The sequence below is a fragment of the Streptomyces humicola genome (assembly GCF_024436035.1).
Lineage (GTDB): Bacteria > Actinomycetota > Actinomycetes > Streptomycetales > Streptomycetaceae > Streptantibioticus_B > Streptantibioticus_B humicola.
Genome location: NZ_JANFNG010000002.1, coordinates 124927 through 143051, shown reverse-complemented (window position 1 = coordinate 143051; position 18125 = coordinate 124927). Strand labels below are relative to the sequence as shown.

At 67.8% G+C, this 18125-nt stretch carries 17 protein-coding genes and 4 pseudogenes; 9 read left to right on the top strand and 12 right to left on the bottom strand.

Annotated elements, in window-relative coordinates; all coding sequences use genetic code 11:
* Positions 1–82: 82 nt before the first annotated feature.
* The 3 genes and pseudogenes from NGB36_RS04045 to NGB36_RS04035 form a co-directional block, all read right to left on the bottom strand.
* On the bottom strand, positions 83–940 hold the full coding sequence (locus tag NGB36_RS04045; RefSeq protein WP_255918642.1) for a NucA/NucB deoxyribonuclease domain-containing protein: 858 nt from the start codon (positions 938–940) through the stop codon (positions 83–85).
* A 54-nt stretch (positions 941–994) separates the two neighbouring features.
* Positions 995–1225, bottom strand: a complete 231-nt coding sequence (locus tag NGB36_RS04040; protein WP_255918641.1) for a hypothetical protein — start codon at positions 1223–1225, stop codon at positions 995–997.
* Between the two features lie 407 nt (positions 1226–1632).
* Positions 1633–1743, bottom strand: a pseudogene (locus NGB36_RS04035) (MarR family winged helix-turn-helix transcriptional regulator); the annotation flags it as partial.
* A 215-nt stretch (positions 1744–1958) separates the two neighbouring features.
* On the opposite strand from NGB36_RS04035, the pseudogene NGB36_RS04030 reads away from it, so the two are divergent.
* From NGB36_RS04030 to NGB36_RS33670, 4 genes and pseudogenes are all read left to right on the top strand, one after another.
* Positions 1959–2906: pseudogene (locus NGB36_RS04030) on the top strand (NAD(P)/FAD-dependent oxidoreductase); the annotation flags it as partial.
* A 256-nt stretch (positions 2907–3162) separates the two neighbouring features.
* Positions 3163–4503: a 2-oxoadipate dioxygenase/decarboxylase gene (gene hglS, locus NGB36_RS04025; RefSeq protein ID WP_255919011.1), complete on the top strand. Its 1341-nt coding sequence runs from the start codon at positions 3163–3165 to the stop codon at positions 4501–4503.
* Positions 4504–4527: 24 nt separating this feature from the next.
* Positions 4528–6057, top strand: coding sequence for an L-piperidine-6-carboxylate dehydrogenase (amaB, locus tag NGB36_RS04020; RefSeq protein ID WP_255918640.1), 1530 nt, complete (start codon positions 4528–4530; stop codon positions 6055–6057).
* Positions 6058–6220: 163 nt separating this feature from the next.
* Positions 6221–6418, top strand: a pseudogene (locus NGB36_RS33670) (IS3 family transposase); the annotation flags it as partial.
* A gap of 323 nt (positions 6419–6741) precedes the next feature.
* Here NGB36_RS33670 and NGB36_RS04015 read toward each other — a convergent pair.
* Positions 6742–7611, bottom strand: coding sequence for an XRE family transcriptional regulator (locus tag NGB36_RS04015; protein WP_255918639.1), 870 nt, complete (start codon positions 7609–7611; stop codon positions 6742–6744).
* The gene (locus NGB36_RS04010) at positions 7608–8402 is read right to left on the bottom strand and encodes a peptidoglycan-binding protein (protein ID WP_255918638.1); all 795 of its coding nucleotides are present in this window, start codon (positions 8400–8402) and stop codon (positions 7608–7610) included. Before NGB36_RS04010 ends, NGB36_RS04015 begins: the two co-directional genes overlap by 4 nt.
* A gap of 313 nt (positions 8403–8715) precedes the next feature.
* Here NGB36_RS04010 and NGB36_RS33665 point away from each other — a divergent pair, with 313 nt between their 5' ends.
* Both NGB36_RS33665 and NGB36_RS04005 read left to right on the top strand, forming a co-directional pair.
* The gene (locus tag NGB36_RS33665; protein ID WP_372509364.1) at positions 8716–9003 is read left to right on the top strand and encodes a DUF742 domain-containing protein; all 288 of its coding nucleotides are present in this window, start codon (positions 8716–8718) and stop codon (positions 9001–9003) included.
* 394 nt (positions 9004–9397) lie between these two features.
* The gene (locus tag NGB36_RS04005; protein ID WP_255918637.1) at positions 9398–9553 is read left to right on the top strand and encodes a hypothetical protein; all 156 of its coding nucleotides are present in this window, start codon (positions 9398–9400) and stop codon (positions 9551–9553) included.
* A 296-nt stretch (positions 9554–9849) separates the two neighbouring features.
* On the opposite strand, the gene NGB36_RS04000 is transcribed toward NGB36_RS04005, so the two are convergent.
* Entirely contained in the window at positions 9850–10248 is a 399-nt protein-coding gene (locus NGB36_RS04000; protein ID WP_255918636.1) for a peptidoglycan-binding domain-containing protein, read from the bottom strand.
* Between the two features lie 98 nt (positions 10249–10346).
* Entirely contained in the window at positions 10347–10757 is a 411-nt protein-coding gene (locus NGB36_RS03995) for a peptidoglycan-binding domain-containing protein (protein WP_255918635.1), read from the bottom strand.
* A 751-nt stretch (positions 10758–11508) separates the two neighbouring features.
* On the opposite strand from NGB36_RS03995, the gene NGB36_RS03990 reads away from it, so the two are divergent.
* The 3 genes and pseudogenes from NGB36_RS03990 (at position 11509) to NGB36_RS03980 (ending at position 12862) form a co-directional block, all read left to right on the top strand.
* On the top strand, positions 11509–11706 hold the full coding sequence (locus tag NGB36_RS03990; protein WP_255918634.1) for a hypothetical protein: 198 nt from the start codon (positions 11509–11511) through the stop codon (positions 11704–11706).
* A gap of 133 nt (positions 11707–11839) precedes the next feature.
* A pseudogene (locus NGB36_RS33085) lies at positions 11840–12232 on the top strand (IS5/IS1182 family transposase); the annotation flags it as partial.
* Positions 12233–12355: 123 nt separating this feature from the next.
* The gene (locus NGB36_RS03980) at positions 12356–12862 is read left to right on the top strand and encodes a DUF6624 domain-containing protein (protein ID WP_255918633.1); all 507 of its coding nucleotides are present in this window, start codon (positions 12356–12358) and stop codon (positions 12860–12862) included.
* Positions 12863–13043: 181 nt separating this feature from the next.
* Here NGB36_RS03980 and NGB36_RS03975 read toward each other — a convergent pair whose 3' ends face one another.
* The 5 genes from NGB36_RS03975 to NGB36_RS03955 all read right to left on the bottom strand — a co-directional run bounded on the left by NGB36_RS03975 (position 13044) and on the right by NGB36_RS03955 (position 17813).
* The gene (locus tag NGB36_RS03975; protein ID WP_255918632.1) at positions 13044–14276 is read right to left on the bottom strand and encodes an amidohydrolase family protein; all 1233 of its coding nucleotides are present in this window, start codon (positions 14274–14276) and stop codon (positions 13044–13046) included.
* Positions 14273–15385, bottom strand: a complete 1113-nt coding sequence (locus NGB36_RS03970; RefSeq protein ID WP_255918631.1) for an MAB_1171c family putative transporter — start codon at positions 15383–15385, stop codon at positions 14273–14275. The genes NGB36_RS03975 and NGB36_RS03970 overlap by 4 nt, the downstream gene beginning before the upstream one ends.
* A gap of 23 nt (positions 15386–15408) precedes the next feature.
* Complete coding sequence (locus NGB36_RS03965; RefSeq protein WP_255918630.1) at positions 15409–15930, bottom strand: hypothetical protein; 522 nt, start codon at positions 15928–15930, stop codon at positions 15409–15411.
* Between the two features lie 11 nt (positions 15931–15941).
* Entirely contained in the window at positions 15942–16424 is a 483-nt protein-coding gene (locus NGB36_RS03960; protein WP_255918629.1) for a hypothetical protein, read from the bottom strand.
* 738 nt (positions 16425–17162) lie between these two features.
* Positions 17163–17813 carry a TetR/AcrR family transcriptional regulator gene (locus NGB36_RS03955; protein WP_255918628.1) on the bottom strand — a complete coding sequence of 217 codons (651 nt, stop codon included), beginning with the start codon at positions 17811–17813 and terminating at the stop codon, positions 17163–17165.
* Positions 17814–18125 lie beyond the last annotated feature (312 nt).

Genomic DNA, 18125 nt, shown 5'->3' with positions numbered 1-18125 from the left:
GAAGTCCGCGCAGTCATCACCCTCCCCTGAGGCGCCCGCCCCCCACCCCAGGGGAACGGGCGCCTCGGCGTACGAGCGCCTGCTAGGCCCAGACGTTGAAGTAGAACGGGTCACCGGGCAGGATGCGGTTCTGACTGTAGAAGCTCTTCAAGATGCCGCCCTGCTTGCGCTGCTCCGCGATGGGTACCCACGCGATCCCCCGGTTGGGCGGCGCGAAGAACGTGCCGCCCTCCGCGGTGGACGCGAACGGGTACTCGTCGCACGACAGGCCCGGCGTTGGCGGCTTCAGCCCGTCGCACACCGCGCCGCGGTTCTTGTCTTTCTGGGCTTCCGTGGTGCGGTGCAGCGGCTCGCCGGAGAACGGCCTGCCCACGTGCACCCCGTTCTCCTGCACCGTTTGGATGTTCTCCTTGATCCCCGGCAGCGAGTACATCGCGGAGGGGATCAGCATGCTGGTGTCGGTCGCCGCCTGCTGCGGCAGGACGCAGCCGGGCACCTTGTTGCGCTTGGTCTGGGCCTTGTTCCAGAACATGTCGTCGCACCGCCACGTCGGCCCGTCGTACCCCAGCGTGATCGGGGTGGTGAAGCCGGCGGCTTCGCCTTCGTAGATGTAGTGCGTCGCGTCCGTGACGTCCTGCATCTTGTTGACCCGCGAGGAGTAGTCGATGGTGCCGGTCTCCGGCGAGGAGCCGGACAACGTGAATGCGCCGGCGAGCTGGCCGGTCGCCTTCGTGACGGTGTTCTGCTTGGTGAAGGTCAGCAGGGTCAGCGTGATCGGGCTCGTCTCCGCGGCGCCGGACAGCTGCGCCGGGGAGAGGGTGACCTGCTCGCTCCACGTCAGCGACGTGGTGTTCAGCGTCATGATGTGCTCGGCGGTGAAGTTCGCCTGACCGACCTGCTCCGAGACGCCGTCCTCGATCACGATCAGGTCGACTTCCATCTGCTCGGCGAAACAGCTCGTGGTGCGGATCGTCTGGTTGGATTCGAAGATCCATCACGGGTCGCCGCAGCCGGTGGGGTCCGTGTATGCGGGTCGCGCGTCGGCCTTCGTCGCCCCCTTCGGAATGGCGCCGTTCCACTTCGGCGCGATCTTGCGCACGTGGACGGACAGTTCGCGCTTCACCGAGTGCGCGGTGCTCGCCGAAGCGACTCCCGCGCTACCCCCTACCAACGCGAGCGCCGCAACCCCTGCGGCTGCGGCCTGCGTGAACGTGTGTCGTTGCACGATGTGTGCCCTCCCCTGACGCGATTCCCCCCGGACACCCCCTGCGTCCCGGATGCAGCGCCAGCACCCCAACTCTAGCCGTGCACATGCCAGTTGGAGGGCGGTTCAACCATCCCCGTCCCTAGATCATGGCAGCGTTGCTCGTTTGCTGCGTGATCAACCACGACTCATTGTCCGGGGTGCTCACGCAGGCCACCCGGCTCACCATCGCCGTGATCGTGCTGATCATCGCGTGGACGGCAGCTGCTGTCTGCCGGAATCGGCGGCGCTGACATCGGCTTGGAGGAACGGCAGGGCAGTCGATAGTGGCTGCCCTGCCGTTCCCCGTATTGCCGCCGTGCGCGGCAGGACCCCAACTCGGCGCCGGGCTGCTACCCGAAGTGCCCCCACTGCGCCGCGGGGTTGGGGACGCGCTGTGAGATCGCTCCGGGGGTTACCAGCGTCCGCTGGGCGAGCTTGCGGGTGCTGAGGGTGTAGGGCGGACCGGAGCGGCGGGTAGGGGTGAGGGGGTCGGGAGTTTTGGTCGTTGGTGGACGTCGTTGGTTGGGGTGTTGCAGGATGGCTCATTGACAGCGATCGGCTTCGCTTTGTGCTGACGGCGTGTCGTCTTGTGGAGGTGGGGTCTGCTTTTTGTTGTGGTGGGGTGGGGTGTGGAAGGGGGTGATCTGTTGCCTTCCTGTGTCTTGCGTGCGGTTCCGATCTGGGCTGTTGTCTGATCGTTGGTGGCGGTGTGATGGGTGTGAGTGCTGTGTTTCACCTCGTCGGGGCGGGGGTGCGGAGCTTTGTCGTGGGGTGCGGTGGCCTGGGTTGTGGCAGTTCGGGCGAGCCGATCGGCGGTGTGCGCGTTCGGTTCTGTGGTCCGCTCAATATCGAGCTGGGCGGCCGTGGTGTGTGTGCCTGTTGGGAGTTCCGTGACCGGCCCGGCGCCGGTTTCGGGCTCGATGTTGTCGGCTACTTCTTCCTGCTCAGCAGCGAACAGCAGGTGAGCGGGTTGGAGGTCGGCGTCGGCTTCCGGGACAGCCTGCAGGTGCCGAGCGGCGTGGTCAGCTCTGTGGAGGCGCAGTGTCTGTGTGCTTGTGTCAGTACTGGTGGCCTTGTGGCGGCCGTGTATTGCGCGGCTGACGGACACGCTCGCCTCGCATGGGTCGTCAAGGGGTGTGCGCCGGCCGCGGGGTGGGTCGGTGTCGTCATCGTCACGCGTGCCGCGGTCTGCGGTATCGGTGTTGTCGGGGGCCGGGTGGCCGGTGTGCACACCGGCCGCGGCTGTATTGCGTGCTCCACTGTCATCTGTGCGGCGGGTGCCCGCTCGGCGCGGATCGGCGGCATGGCCGGCATCGATCTGCCGGTGCGGCCGTTGCGGCGGCAGCCGGCGTTGGCCGCTGCGCTCGTGCCTCCTGCGTTGCGTGTCTCATTCGCCGTCGGCTTCTCCTGGACTGCCTGCTTCCGTAACAGCGAGGACGGGTTGCTGTTCGGGCTGGCCGGCTGCGGTCAGGAGGGCGGCTTGGAGACCACTTGGACTCCGCAGTGGCTGGAGCTGTTCTGCGCTGTGGTCTGCTACCTTGCCCCGGCTCTGGCCGGCGTGGAGACCGTCAGTGGCTGGGCGGGCCTGTACGGGGTCACGCCGGGCCGCAACGCGCTGATCGGCGGCTGCGGCGAGCTGCCCAGCTTCTTGTATGCAGCCGGGTTTTCCGGTCATGGCTTCCTTGCGGCGTCCGCGGTCGGCGAAGTTATGCGCGAGCTGTACCTGGAGCGCGAGTCGTTCACCGACATCTGCCCGCTCGGCGCCGACCGGGCGGGCTACGGCGTCGAGCTCCGGTTCCGTCTGGGCGCCGAGATCCGCCCCGAAGCTCACGTGGTGTACCCGATCGAAAGGCAGAGCCGTGTCAACGGTCAGTCAGTGGCAGCTGAGGGCGGCATTTGCAGTGCGGCTGTCGCAGATGTACGGGCAGGAGGTTCCCGCCTACACCACGCTCGTGGACGTCTCGCGCGAGGTCAACGAGGACGTTCTGCGCGCGCAGGGAGCCGATGCCGAACGCCTGGGGTCCATCAGCCGGGTGACCGCCGAGCGGCACGGAGCCATCCGTGTCGGCACGCCGCATGAACTGCAGCAAGTCGCCCGCATCTTCGCGGCCTTCGGCATGCACCCGGTCGGCTTCTACGACTTGCGGGAGGCCGTGACCAGCGCCGTGCCGGTCATCTCCACCGCCTTCCGGCCGGTCGATGGGGGGGAGCTGGCACGCAACCCCTTCCGGGTGTTCACCTCCATGCTCACCGTGGCCGATCCCCGCTTCTTCGACGCCGATCTGCGCTCGCGCCTGGAGACCTTCCTCGCCGGCCGTGAACTCTTTGCCCCCGAGCTGATCGGGCTGGCCGACCGTGCCGCCACCGAGCAGGAACTGCCCCGGCAGGAGGCCGAGCGGTTCCTGCAGCTCGCCGTCCAGGCATTCGAACTGTCCGCTGAGCCGGTCGACAAGACCTGGTACGAGACCCTGGAGCGGATCTCCGCTGTTGCCGCGGACATCGGCGGCGTGCGCAGCACGCATATCAACCACCTCACGCCGCGCGTCCTCGACATCGATGAGCTGTACCGGTGCATGACCGAGCGCGGTATCGAGATGATCGACACCATCCAGGGTCCGCCGGCCTGGAAGGGCCCCGACGTCCTGCTGCGGCAGACGTCCTTCCGGGCCCTGGCCGAGCCCCGTGCGATGCGTACCCCGGATGGCAGCGTCGTCAGCGGTGCCCTGCGGGTCCGCTTCGGTGAGGTCGAAGCCCGCGGCATCGCCCTCACCCGTAAGGGCCGCGCCCTCTACGACACACTCCTCGGCCACATCGACGACCAGGCGTCACAAAATCCCGCCGAAGCCCGAGGCGACATCGCGCGCGCCGTGTGGGAGCGGCACATGCCCGGCAGCGAACAGGAGCTCGCCGCTGGGGGATTGGCCTACTTCACCTACCAGCTCAGTCCCGGCCGGCCGCGCGACGGCAGCCGGCCGCCCACCAGCATCAGCGCGCTGGTGCAGCGGGGCTGGGTGCGCGCCGAGCCCATCGTCTACGAGGACTTCCTGCCCCGCTCCGCCGCCGGCATCTTCCAGTCCAATCTGAGCGGCGAGGGCACCCGCGACAACGACCAGCCAGGCGCCGCCTACGACGCCGCCTGGCTCTGCGGCGCCATCGGACGCGACGTCCTTGACCCCTTCGCCCTCTACGAGCTGCAGCAGAGCCGCTCCATCGCACACATCGCCCACGAGTTGGACCTCACCGGCGCCCTCGGCTGACCCCTGACACCGTCAAGGACCACCATGACCAGTACTGCACTGCCCACCACGGACGACCTGCGCGCCCGCGCCCGCACGGCCTTGGAGCACATCGGAGTCTGCGTCCCCGGCGGGAACGATTTCGAGGCCCGCACACCCATCACCGGCGAGAGCCTGTTCGGAGTGGCGGCTGCCACCGATGCTGACAGCGAACAGGCCGTTGCGGCCGCCCGTGCGGCCTTTCTTACCTGGCGGGCCATGCCCGCGCCGCGCCGCGGTGAACTCGTGCGCCGCCTTGGTGTGCTGCTGCGTGAACACAGCAGCGACCTGGCTGACCTCGTCACCATCGAAGCAGGCAAGATCCGTTCCGAGGCGCTCGGCGAGGTCCGGGAGATGATCGATATCTGTGACTTCGCGGTCGGCTTGTCTCGACAGCTGTACGGCCGCACGATCGCCTCTGAACGCCCCGGCCACCGTTTGGCTGAGACCTGGCACCCGCTCGGCGTGGTCGCGGTAATCTCTGCCTTCAACTTTCCCGCGGCGGTGTGGTCGTGGAACACCGCTGTCGCCCTCGTCTGCGGCGACACCGTGATCTGGAAGCCTTCGGAGCTCACCCCGCTGGTCTCCCTGGCCTGCGATCATCTGTTGTGCCGGGCCGCGAACGAGGTCGGCGCGCCCCGTGATGTGCACCGCCTCCTGCTCGGTGACCGTGCGGCCGGTGAGAGGCTTGTCGACGATCCCCGCGTCGCTCTCGTCAGCGCCACCGGCTCCACCCGTATGGGGCGCGAGGTCGGCCCCCGTGTCGCGGCCCGCTTCGGCCGCAGCCTGCTGGAACTCGGCGGTAACAACGCCGCGATCGTCGCTCCGTCGGCTGACTTGGACCTCGCCGTCCAGGCCATCGTCTTCGCCGCGGTCGGCACCGCCGGCCAGCGCTGTACGACGCTGCGCCGCCTGATCGTCCACCGCGACATCGCCGGCACGCTCATCGAGCGGCTGACCGCCGCTTACACCAAGCTCCCCATCGGTAATCCGTTCGACGACGCCACGCTCGTCGGCCCGCTTATCTCCACCACAGCGCTCGATGCCATGTACCACGCCCTTACCCGCGTCCAGGCCCGGGGCGGCACAATCCTGGCCGGCGGAAACCGACGCCTGGCCGAGGCCGCGCCTGCGGCGGCCTACACCGAGCCGGTCCTGGTCTGTGTCGATGAACAGAGCGACGTCGTACGGGAGGAGACCTTCGCACCGATCCTGTACGTACTGACCTACGACACACTCCACGAGGCGATCGCACTGCACAACGACGTCCCCCAGGGCCTGTCGTCCAGCATCTTCACCCGCGACCAGCAGGAAGCCGAGATCTTCCTGTCCGCCGCCGGCTCCGACTGCGGCATCGCCAACGTCAACATCGGCACCTCCGGCGCCGAAATCGGCGGCGCCTTCGGTGGCGAGAAGGAGACCGGCGGCGGCCGGGAGTCCGGCTCCGACGCCTGGAAGTCCTACATGCGCTCGGCCACCAATACCATCAACTACTCCAGCGAACTCGCCCTCGCCCAGGGCGTCAGCTTCCTTTGATGAGGCCCCTGGCAGCCGTGAACGCTCCGGTGGGGTGGGATGCCGATCCCCGGTGTCCTACCCCAGCCGAGCCCGGGCCCATGTTATCGGGGAGGCAGGTATCCGGCCGTTCACCGGCCGCACCGGATGATGCTTCGACCACGCCGTCACCGAGAGCTTCTTCGCCTCACCGGAGACGGAGCTGCTCGACCGCACCGTCTTGCGCACCCGCCGCGACGCCGGGCGGGAAGTCTTCAGCTACATCGAATGGTTCTGCAACCCCTGGCGCCGGCACTCGGACGGCGGCCGACTCAGTGCCGTCCAATACCAGCGCCGGTACACGGCAAAAACGTCAGGTAGCCGCGCCTGCGCTGCCGCGTAGCTCCCAAGCTCACCGGTGTCGTCCGGACCGGGGAGACTCCAGTGGTGATGCGTCGTGCCGGTGTTCATTCCTGCCCAGACCTGGGGCACGGTCACCTCCGCCAGTTCGTCGTACACCGGTACCGCAGACCCCCTCGCCGGCGTTGTCCTACTGCAGCGATCACGTCGCGTCTTGCCATTGGCGGTCGAGTCGTGTGGGGGCTTGGGGCGGCCAAGTGCCAAGAGCCATCGGACGGCTACAGCTTCTGAGCCATACCGGAACCCTTGGATCAGGCGATCCTGCGCGTGACGGCCTGAGATGCGCCGAGAAGGTAGGACAGCTTCTCAAGGCGACGCTGTGGAGTAGCAGGCGCTGGGTTTGTCGAGCGTGGCCGTCAGGCAGGCCCTCAGTTGCGATTCGCTGCTGAGTACGGCGATCAGTGGTGTGTAGACGAAGGGATCGAGGTTGCGTCCGTGGGCGACGGTGACGCGCTGGGGGGGCTGGCCGGGAACGGTGATGGCGAGTACGTCTCCCGTGGGGGCGTTCCAGACGCGGGCCCAGGCGGCCCGGCACACAGGGTTGTAGCGGATTTCGAGGCCGGCACCGGCGGGGGTCTGCACGTGAAGCAGTGTCTGTGGTTCCACCCCGCACAATGCCGTCCCCGGGTCGCGCCCGTTGCAGGACATCCCCGTGCAGGCGACGTGGAAGCCGCTGACCGAGGGCGTGGCGTGTGCTTGCCTGCCTCCGTTTCCCGCCCCCGCGGCGAGACCGATGCCCAGCAGCGCCACGACAGCGGCGAGGGCCAGGGCGGGCCGCCACCGTCTTCGGGGGTGAGGGGCGGGCTCGGTGGGTGTCACGACTGCGGCTGGGCAGGCGGGACCTTCGAAGCCGGCGTCGGTGGAAGGGGCCAGGCTCTCTGCGGTGGCTGTAGCCCCTACTGCCACGGCCGGCGCGGCGACGGCGCTGCGCCGGCTCCAGGTGGCCTCTGCAAGTTCCCACAAGGCCCGAACAGGCGGTTCGGGCTCGTTCGCCAGGTGACACAGCGCCCGCACGGCCAGCCACGGGGGCAAAGCGCGCCCGGCGAGATAGCGCTGCCAGGATGACTTGCTGTAGGCCGACTCGATGGCCAGCGCAGCCAGGCTCAGTCCCGAGCGGTCACGCAGCAGCCGCAGTTCCGCGGCCAGGCGTGCGCACTCCGGCCGTGTCTCGGTCATCGGCGCAATGCCGCCCACGTTTTCGGTCCCACCTGTCCGTCGATATCCAGGTGGTACCTTTTTTGTGCCTGGATGACCGCCGCCTCGGTGAGCGGACCGAAGTTGCCGTCGACGCCACCGGGAGAGATCCCCGCGTGCTGCAGGAGGCACTGCAGCTCGGCCACATCGGGGCCGGAGATGTCGACTTCGAGCTGGTCGGTAAGGGTGGTGCTGTTACCGGCATACCACTGTCCGCCCCGGCGGAGGTAGGTGCAGGCGTAGGAGACGGGGTGGGCGACGGCCGCCGTCGGGCGGGCGGGGCCTGCCGGACGCAGTATGAGTGCTGCGACCGCCGCACCCAGCGCAGCCGACACCAGCGCGGTCACCGTGAAGTGCGCAGGTGTCCGAGAGCGCCGGTCAGGGGTTGGGCCAGCCGCCACGGCGGCCGTATAGCGGTCCTCGGCCGATGCTTGCGGGTCGCGGCCAGCCGCATCCTCCGAACCGGCCGTGCCCTCCAGGCTCGCCGGCCTGTCAGCGGGGTGCTGGCGCCGCCATGTCTCCTGCGCCATCTCATACTGCGCCAGCAGCCGTACCGAGTCCGCCCCCACCATCGTCGCCAGCGCTTGCACCGCCGCGCGCGGCGGCAACAACCGGCCTGCCAGGTAACGCTCCCACGACGAGGCGCTATAGCCGGTACCGGCCGCGAGGTCCCGCAGACTCAGTGCGCTGCTGTCCTTCAGCCGGCGCAGCTGCGTCACGAACTCCACGACCGCCGGGTCAAGCCCCCCGGGCAGCGCCTTCCAGCGCGCCATATCCAGCCCCCTGTCACATCCCCCATGGGGCACCCCAGCCCCGGCCCTGATCGTAGCGGCTGCGGAACTGTCCATCCACGGGTGCCCTTAACGAACGTGTCATGAGCCCCGGAACCGGGAGGGCCCTTTCGGAAATCACGTGAGCGGGCTGGTTGTGCAGCGTCTCGCCGCTCGAGGGTGACATCGTAGCCGGGCACGCCGAGGCCCCCGGCGGCTTGCCCCGGGTACGCGGTACGCGCCGGCGACGGCTCGGCCAAAAGACCAAACCCACGCAACCCGGTCGAGGCGTTGGTTGAAACGGTCGTCGAACCGGATGCCTACCGGGCAGCTTCCCGAGCACCACAGGATTTGCCACCTGTGCCGGGACATCACGTCGGTCGCACAGGTCCCAGCACTTCTGGCGATCCCGCTCGGCGCCGCCCGCCTTCGAGTGGCCGACGTGGCCGCAGCCGGCATGCTCGTCGTCCACAAGCCCGACGGCGGGGCACCCCGACGGAAAGCCGGACATGCCCATGCTCGAACGCGTGCTCCAGGGACCACGGCCCCGGCGCTGTTCCGGCCTGGTGTTGTATGTCGGCTGCAGTCGTTTGGCTCGCAGTGAGATGGCCGGCGAGCACGACCTCTGTTGACCTTTGAGATCTTCAGGCCAAAAGACCGTCGCAGGAGTCGCGCTCGTGTCCGCACCTTCCCCGACCAGTCCCCGTCTTGACCAGCCCGCCGACCGGGCCCTGTGGCAGGCCGAGCTGACGGTCGATCCGACCGAAGGTGAAGTCCTCGCTGGTCCCAGGGCTGTGACTTTTTTCGGCTGATGGCGCCACTCGGCGGTGTTTGGCGCATTGAGCCGAATGGAGCCCGGCAAAGCGGCGTCCGGTGCCGCGGCTGGGGACGCGGCACCGGACCTGGGTCGGTCGTGGGTGGGCGGGACCTGGTAGCAGTTGCGCAGCGGCACACCCCAGGGGGTGATGTAGTTGCCGCCGCCGAAGACGATGGAGCTGATGTCGGACCACATGGAAGAGCCGGTATCCGGACCCACCTGCCCATCCGGCGATAGGTTCAGTGCCTTCTGGTACCAGATGACGTACTTCAGCGTCTGCGGGCCGACGGAGCCGTCCTCGCAGATGGTCTGGTACGGCGGGGTCTGGTCGTCGTAAAGCCAGTTCACTGCAACCTGAACGCAGTAGACACCGAAGCCGCTGTCACCCTCGACGATCTGAGGGGCGCCGACCTGGGCCTGGACGGTGCCGGCGGTGGCCGCGAGGGCCCGGCGGTGAGGGCGAGCGTGGCAGCCAGCGTCAGGCCGCGCTTCTTTATCGGTGCCACGACTTCCTTCTTGAAACGTGTCCAAGGGGGGAGCGAGCGGGCACGCCTGGTCCGCCGCGAGTGTCGGGAATGCGGCGTGGCGGCCATGAAGGACCTCCGGACACCTCACCGGGCCGCCGAGCCCGCGTCACTGTCCGAGGTGGTTGTCCCAGGTGTCGAGGTCGGTCCTGGTCTGCACACCGGCGACGCCGTCCACGGAAAGAGGGGAGTAGGGCAGCCCGGTGTAGTTGTTGTCGACATACTTTTGGAACGCGATCACCGCTGCTTCAGTGTTGGGGCCGAAGTCGCCGTCGACGGCGATCTGGGGAGTGACCTGGGACCGGTTGAGCTGCTCCTGGAGGTAGGCGACGCAGCCGTCGCCCTCGCCCTCATGCAGGTTCGGGGTCGGGCAGGACGAGCTCCAGTAGTTGACCGGGGTGACGGCCTGCGCGGTGCCGGCGAGGCCGAACACCGCGCTGCCGAGCACGCCGAGCGCCAGGGCGCTGTGAACCAGGCGGCGGCGCTTCATCAGGTGCTGGATGAACATCGATGTCCCTTTCGTGTTGGTGGAGTGACCGTTGCACAGGTCATGGGCAACGGGGCCTGGAGCGCGTGGCCGCTTCAGCCAAGCGGCCACGCCAGGATTCAGCTGGTGGTCGGCAGGACCTGGCAGCAGTCGGTCAGCGGCACGCCCCACGGCGTCCGGACGGACCCACCGCCGGCCTCGACATGGCTGATGTGGTTCTGGACCGAGCCCCAGATCCGGGTTCCGGTCAGCGGGCCGACACCGCCGTCCTGCACCAGGCTGTTCTGCTGCTGGAACCGCTCCACCACCCGCAGCGTCTGCGGTCCGAACGAGCCGTCCGGGGTGGCGTAGTAGTTGGAGTCGTCGAGGAAGTAGTCCGCGGCGACCTGGACGCAGTAGACGCCGAACCCCTGGTCGCCCTCGACGATCTGCGGCGCGCCGACTTCAGCCCGGGCCGCGCCGGCCGCAGCCGACAGCGCAACCGCGGACAGCATGAGCGCGGCGGAGACAGTGCGGATCTTGCAGCCCATGTGCGGCTCATCCTTTGCAGGTTGAGTGGATGGAAGTGCATGCGCGCCCGGACGACACAGGTGTGTGGCCGGCGCACGGGCACGTTTGCACACCGGCGGTCCTCAGATCCACGAAGATCACGGCGCTGACGAGATCTCGGGACGTCAAGGCCGTGAGCTGCCAGTGTGAACGGGACGATGACGTCCGCACGGGACGCACCACCGTCACCGGGGAAGTCGTCGAAGCCGCCCGAGAACCTTGTCATCGGCATCATGTGACGCCGCACACACCACAAGGCCGTTCATCAAGCCTGGTCACTCGCATCGGCGAAGCCACGATCAATGGACCGGCGCCAGATACCTGCGCCGCCCTTGCCGCCCTGATCGCCCACAGCGGCACGTTCCTTGGCATCGCCTCGGACGGATGCCTGCCCGACCAGCATCACACTCCCGCCGCCCGGCGCCGCCACGAGCCGCCCGGCGCCGACGCAGGGCCGGCACCCCGATAGCCCCGCCGAAGGGGCCGTGAGGCGAGCGCGGCCGTGCACGGCCAACCGGCCCGCGAGCACCCCAAGACGGCGCAGAGGGACCCCGGGACCGTCTTCGGTGCGCACCGCTGCCACGGCGGCACGTGCGCCGCCGGACCCCCGGCCCGTGGCCGTGCGCGGTCGCCATAGCCATCATGTCGGGCAACCCGACGCCGCACCGGACAAAGAAGAGGCGGCGAGCGCGGCCGTGCGCAGTGAGCCAGGCCGGCGCCCGGGGATGGCTGATGGCCGGACGGGTCGTCTACGACTGCGCCCACGATAGGTTCGGGCCGATCGCCGCGGCCGGCCGCCCGTACGACCAGCGCGGCTACCTCGAAAGCGGATCGGACACGGCCTTCCTCATCCCCTACCCGGGCGGCGGCATCGGCTGGGAAGCGCCGCAGCGGGATCTCGCCCCGGCGAACCGGGAGACGATCCCGTGAGCTGCCGTCACCGGATGCCGCACGCGGACGGCGCGCCCTTCACGGCCTTACGGCTTTCGGCGCAAGCCGCCCCCCGTGCTGCTGCTCGGCATCGCCGTCCAGGATGCGCAGCACGCCGAACCCGGCGAGCACCCAAACCGTAAACGTGCCCGACCGACGTCGGCGCCGGACGGCACCTGAACAGCTCCCGTACCGCCCGCAAGAAACCCGCTCCCCCAACCGGTACGACGGCCGGGCGGTACGGGGCCACAGACCCCGGCGCAACCGCCGCTACCTGCGCCGACGCCAGATCAAGCACACCATCCCCGAACCGAGGAATCAGCGGGCCAACCGTCGGAGCCGGGGCAGCAAGGGCGGTCGTCCTGCCGCCTTCGACAAGGAGATCTACAAGCGCCGCAACGAAGTCGAGCGGACGATCAATGCCCTCAAGGGTTTCCGGGCGGTGGCCACGCGATATGACAAGCGTGCCTACGTCTTCCACGGCACCGTGACCGTCATGGCGATCCGGCTCTGGCTCCGGGCGTAGATCCATTATCCCGGTGCGTGAAGGCGCTTGTCACCGTTCTCCGGAATGATCTTTACGCCTGATATGCGCCTTTAGGGTTGCAGGCAGCGAGCGCAACGCACCGATCTGACCTGGGAGTTGAGAGTGGCGCACGACGTTGCCGCGCTGGCGGTGGAACTCGCGGACATGGCTGCGGCCGATCACCAGTCCTCAATCCGCGCGAACAGCGATGACCCGGCCGAGCAGCTGGTGTGGCGCCGGCTGACCGCACGGCACGGTGACCGACTCGGCGAGATCATGGATGAGTACGGCTGGCCGACGGCAGAACTGGTCGGCGAGGAGGCCGCACGCGCGGCGTGGCTGATCGCCCAGCACGCCGACCGGCAGCTCGACGTTCAGCGTCGCGCCCTCCAGCTGATGCAGCAGGCGGTGTCGGCAGGCTCGGCCGGCCCACGGGAGCTGGCTTTTCTGCGCGACCGCACGCTGGTCAATGAGGGCCGCATGCAGGTCTACGGCACTCAGATCGCTGGCGTGAAGGACGGGTCACCGGTTCCGTGGCCCTGTGAGCAGCCCGAGCGCATGGACGAACTCCGTGCGGAAGTCGGCATCGAGCCCTTCGACGAGTACGTTGCCAAGTTCTCGATGGCCTGACGACCCGTTCCCAGTCGCGTCCGGCGGATCATTGCCCATAGCTCACCTGCCGTGGGGCAATGATCCGCCGGACAGGCCCTAGACAAAACGCTGCCGCTGTCCGCGTTGGCCTGTCGGCACTCGCCTCACGGCAACACTGATCCCAGCAGTTGTCTTCAGCCTCACCAAAGGAAACGACGACTTATTCCCCAACTCGGGCACCGGCCCTGGCAGCGGATTCGTGTGGTTCCCCGACGCAGACAGGGCGGCCCGCCGTGAAGACGTGACGGACCCGGCGCAGAGCGTCGAGGTGGCGGAGGGGGTCGCCGTCGATGACGATGAGGTCGGCGCGCTTGCCGGGGGAGAGGGATCCGGTGTCGTTCAGTCCGAGTGCGTAGGCGGAGTTGGTGGTTGCCATGTCGATGATCTCGGCGTGGCTGAAGCCCAGGGACTGGAAGAACTCGAGCATGCCGACGTAGTCACCGAACCGGGCTCCGGGCACCCCGGCGTCCGTTCCGGCGATGAACCGGACACCGGCCTCCCGCATCTGCTGGATGACGTCGACCATCGCGTCGGCGCGTTCAGGGCCCAACTGCCTCAGGAACAGTCGCCAGTCCCCGGAGATACAGCGGCAGACCGCTATGCCGTCCTCGACCATCCGATGGGTGATCTCGGGGTCGTAGGTGACGCCTTCGGCGGTACGCCAGGAGCAGTGTTCGATGGTGCGCACGCCGGCGGCCACGCAGTGGGTGATGGCGTCCGTGCCGTGCGCGTGCGCGGCCACTCCCAGGCCGTGACGGGCGGCTTCGTCGACGATCAGGCGCAGTTGGCGGGGGCTGAACTGCGACTCCCACATGCGTGGTCCGCTCGGTGTCAGGGCGCCGCCTGACGCCATGACCTTGATCAGATCGGCGCCGTTCGCGGCGTTGCGTGCGATCTGTGTCCGGATGTCGTCGTCCGTGGTCACCTCACCGCCGAGGAAGCCGCAGTGGCCACCGTGCGAGGTCAGCGGTGCGGTCGCGGAGAGAATACGCGGCCCGGCCGCCGCTCCGCGTTCGATGGATGTACGCAGTGCCACGGCGAGCCCGTCGCGGTCGCCGAGATCCCGTACGGTTGTCACACCGGAGGCCAGGAACCGCTCTGCGCGTTCGGCCATGGCTGCGCCGAGGTCCTCCAAGTCGGCCTGGGCCACGGCGGTGATCGGGTCTGGCCCGGCGTCAAAGGCCAGGTGGACATGGCAATCGATCAAGCCGGGCATCACCGTCGTTCCAGGACAGCGCAGCCGGGGCACCGCCCCGTCCACCGACGCGTCCAACTCGGCTGCGGTGCCGACGGCGCTGATCACACCGGCGTCCACGAGCACGGCATCATCGTCGGTCACCTGGGCCTTGGGCCCGGTGATGACGCGATCAGCGATGATGAGAACCTTGTTCACGACTGCCTTTCCGCGTAGGCGTGGGATATAGCGATGAGTTCACGGGCGTCGGCACCCAGGTCGTTCTCGGTGGGGAGTGCGACGCGTGCCGCCGAAAATGCGGTATCGGGGTCCTCCGCCGACGGTTTGAGCGCCAGCGCCTGGCAGATGTATCGAGCGAGATGCTCGGCCCGGCCGCGTGCGAGGTCCGCGTCGGGCGCGACCCGCGCAACGTAGGGGCTGAGCCGCACCAGTCCGTCGCGGCATTCGATGAGCCGACGGTAGAACCGCTCGTGCGTGCGGCGGACCCGCAAGCGGCTCCACCTCGAACGGGCCGGTTCCCGCTTCAGGATGAGCTCGGGGTAGGCGCCGGCGAGAGCGGTCCACAGTGGGGTGAGCTCGTGGTACATACGACGGTGGCGAACCACTGATCGCAGGTGCGCGATCAGCTGCACCGAGGCGGAGTAGCTGATACCGATCAGGACGACGCCCATGGACCAGTCGTTCAGCGACCAGTTCACCGTGTTGAACGCCTGGTGCGATACAGGGTGGTTGATGCGCAGGAACACCCAGATCATTCGGTTGACCGAGGTGATCGCCAGTCCGAACAGCCCGAGTGCTGTCGTGCGCAGACCGAGCGCCAGATGCCGGCCGGCCATGCGCGCGTAGCGCAGCGCCCACGACCCCGATGTGGCATAGGCGTACAGGAAGTAGGCGTTGCCGATGAGATAGAACGAGGCGATGCCGGGTTGCGCCATGTGCGCGGTGGTCAGCGTGTGACCGCGCATGGCAGGAGGCGTGGCGGTCATGGAAACGACCAGGGCGATCACCACACCCGCCAGCAGGCTGGTGTGGATCCGCAGGTGCCGCCGGTACCGGGCGCGTGAGCGGCGTGTGGACGATACGAAGAACAAGATGAGCGCGGCCAGGCCGGACATGTAGATCGCATTGAAGGCGATCTTGCCGACCCCGAGCGCCGTGAGCGAGTCGACTGCGCTGTTGGCCTGGGGATAGCTGAGGATTTCTCCGGCCGCCAGCAGGAGCAGGCAGGCGACCAGAAGGCGCAGTACCCGATCGTGCGGGGCACGCACCAGGTCGATGATCTTCCATATCGAACCGATGACCAACATGACGGTTACGGGTTCTTGGAACACTACGTCCACCCCCAGCGCGGATTCAAAGCGGTGCGCAGCGGGCCGAGTGCCGCGTCCTCGGTGGCGCGAGGGGTGGCGTAGTCGATGACCACCGCCCACTCCTGGATGATGGTCGCGACCAGTTCCGCTTCGCGTTCGTAGTCATCGGTGTAGCAGGTGCGACGAAAGCCTCGTGCGACCAGGTCGTGAGGGTCATCCGGGCCAAGACCGGGGAACTCGTCTCCCGCGTTCTCGTCGTCCTGGTGATCGGCGAGGATATGGCCGATCTCATGCAGGATGATGTGGTCTTGGTGTACCCGGGTCGTTTCCTTCTGGTAGAAGATGGCCTCCTCGTCCGGACGCGACATCCACAGCCCGAACGGCCCGGGAATGGGCAGCGACCAGGGAACGAGGCGGATCGGCTTGCCGCGGTGTTCACCCAGCTTGCGGCACAGTTCGTCAACGCGCAGTGGCGGTTGAATGTCGAGTTGGCGCAACAGGCGCTTGCAATGGCGGCGCAGTTCCCGTTCGCGTACGGCCACGACGTCCTTTCCTAGGCTTCTGTCGCCTCTGTGCCGGGATCGGCGGGACCGGTCTGGTCGAAAATCTCGATCATCTTGAGCAGCTGTTCGCGCATGGCCGGCGTCATCGCGCCCGCCCTCATCGCGATCTTGCGAACCTGACGGCTGGCAAGTTGCCGGCGCAGCAGCTCGTCCTCCGGGTCCTCCTCCGCGACCAGCCAGTGAACCGTGATCGGTGGCGAACCTGGTTCGCGGTGGTCGCTGAAGAACTTTGCGAGCCCCTCCAGCACGCTCAACGTCGGGTTGGTGTGCGACCCGTTGCGCAGCATGGCCAGATAGCTGCGCGACAGCGTCGCGGGGTGGTCCGAATCGGCACTGACCGCCTCGGCCACCTCGGCGGTTGAGTACTCGCGATGCCGCCCGTGGTCGTCGACCCATCGGACCATCGCGAACAGCGCGTTCAATCGCTCGGCCAGCGACCGTCCATGACCCTGGCCATCCGCCACCGTGACCACGCCCCTCAGCCGGATCCCACTCGCCCATCCCTTAGATCAGCACACTGTGCAGTCCGTCGGACCATACCCAAGATTACTTGACCCCGTGAGCCGTCGACTGCCAATATATTGGACGCTTCGCGCATGGGGTGGCCGTGTGGGAGGGCGCAAGCGTTCAGCCTGTCGGGCCGGCCGGGGGAGGAGGTGCTCGAAGCCGTCGATTCGCCCAACGTGTCGGTCTGCTGATCGGACGTCATGTGGTGTGCTCCGCGGGGGAGAACGCACCGATGTCGCCCGATGCCGCAAACCTGCATTCCAGCCCAGCCCACCGCACCCAACTGCTCACCCTGGCCCCGGCCAAGAACCCGCGCCGCGCCCTGCACACCGCCCGGAAACGAATCGGAGGCATGCTGCCCGTCGAGACCCTGTGCACCACATTCGCCGACGCCACAGGATCCGGTCTGCTCAACGTGGAAGGAACGGAGGCCGGAAGCCTTGAGACAGCCCGTATCATCGGCTGGCGGTTACGAGGCGTTAATGCTCCCTTTACAGCGAGCGGCTTGACGTACACTCAGTCGAAGTGGAACCGTTCTCAGAGAGGCACTGTCTGACTGTGGCTTGAGACCGTGGGATGCGTGCATTGCTTCCTGGCAGAACGGCCGTCGCCGCGGTTGCCGCTTGTGGCTCTGACCGGTTCCCGACTTCGGCGGGTCGCACATCGCAGAGCGAAGCCGTGCAGGGAGGTGAGATCTTTCCGGCTCAGGTTCTGCGCAACTCGGGCTGAGGCTGCGTAGAGATGCCGTGTATGAGGAGCTTCAAAGCCGTGCGGAGCTCCCGGTCCAGGGCTCCCGGTCGCACCTCAGGCTGTTGGCGTGACCAGCGGAAGAGCGCACCGAGATAGATGTCACGCAGGATGTTGCCGACGTGCTCGGGGTCCGCTTCCGGGACGATCTCGCCTTGCTCGCGTCCGGTCTTGACGATATCCGCGAAAATCTCAGTGACGTACGGCTCCTCGAGCAAAGGCCGGCCTGCCTTGACCCAGGCCGTCAGCATGGCGGCCGTCAGATCGGCTTCCTCCTCGTTGATGCGCGCCAGTGCGCACATACATTGCTCTAGTCGAGCGGAGCACCCAGAGCCGGAGGCCGGCTCGTGTTCCTTCAGACAGGCCGCAAGCCTGGCACGGCGTTGTTCCCCCCAGGCGCTGATGAGATCTTCTTTACGCTGGAAGTAGTTGAAGAATGTCCCGCGCGCCACGTCTGCCAGCTCCGCGATCTCGTCGATGGAAGTCTGGTCGTAGCCATGCTCGGTGAACAACGTCAGCGCCGAGGTGTAGAGGCGTTCTTTCACCCTTTGCTTGTTGCGCTCACGTCGGCCGAGCGTCTGCGTCGCCTTCGACGCGTTGGAGTCCATGAATCCTTCTTCCCCATGTCTCGGGCAGCAGCCCCGGCGGAGTGGTGCCGCTGATCCGCCGTCCTGCCGCCTGTGCGGCGCACGCGAGTCACCGAGATCAGGGTTCGTGACGTCCCCGGTACGACGGGTGTCGGGCGGGGTGCCAGCGTGATGACCCGTTGTGCGCCCCCGTTAGAGAAAACTTATACCACAGTCTATGAATGTTGTCTGGTCAACCGAACGGGCGCGGCTGCTCACGCGGGCTGAGGCTCACGACGGTGAGGGGCCTGCCGCACCAGGGAAGGAGGGCAGGCCCCGTCACACCGGCATTGA

Bases quoted from the DNA above. Each gene is read 5' to 3' on its own strand.
- NGB36_RS04045 (WP_255918642.1), bottom strand. From the start codon at position 940: ATGGAAGTCGACCTGATCGTGATCGAGGACGGCGTCTCGGAGCAGGTC.
- hglS (WP_255919011.1), top strand. From the start codon at position 3,163: ATGTACGGGCAGGAGGTTCCCGCCTACACCACGCTCGTGGACGTCTCG.
- amaB (WP_255918640.1), top strand. From the start codon at position 4,528: ATGACCAGTACTGCACTGCCCACCACGGACGACCTGCGCGCCCGCGCC.
- NGB36_RS04015 (WP_255918639.1), bottom strand. From the start codon at position 7,611: ATGACCGAGACACGGCCGGAGTGCGCACGCCTGGCCGCGGAACTGCGG.
- NGB36_RS04010 (WP_255918638.1), bottom strand. From the start codon at position 8,402: ATGGCGCGCTGGAAGGCGCTGCCCGGGGGGCTTGACCCGGCGGTCGTG.
- NGB36_RS33665 (WP_372509364.1), top strand. From the start codon at position 8,716: ATGCCTACCGGGCAGCTTCCCGAGCACCACAGGATTTGCCACCTGTGC.
- NGB36_RS04005 (WP_255918637.1), top strand. From the start codon at position 9,398: ATGTCGGACCACATGGAAGAGCCGGTATCCGGACCCACCTGCCCATCC.
- NGB36_RS04000 (WP_255918636.1), bottom strand. From the start codon at position 10,248: ATGTTCATCCAGCACCTGATGAAGCGCCGCCGCCTGGTTCACAGCGCC.
- NGB36_RS03995 (WP_255918635.1), bottom strand. From the start codon at position 10,757: ATGGGCTGCAAGATCCGCACTGTCTCCGCCGCGCTCATGCTGTCCGCG.
- NGB36_RS03990 (WP_255918634.1), top strand. From the start codon at position 11,509: ATGGCCGGACGGGTCGTCTACGACTGCGCCCACGATAGGTTCGGGCCG.
- NGB36_RS03970 (WP_255918631.1), bottom strand. From the start codon at position 15,385: ATGTTGGTCATCGGTTCGATATGGAAGATCATCGACCTGGTGCGTGCC.
- NGB36_RS03955 (WP_255918628.1), bottom strand. From the start codon at position 17,813: ATGGACTCCAACGCGTCGAAGGCGACGCAGACGCTCGGCCGACGTGAG.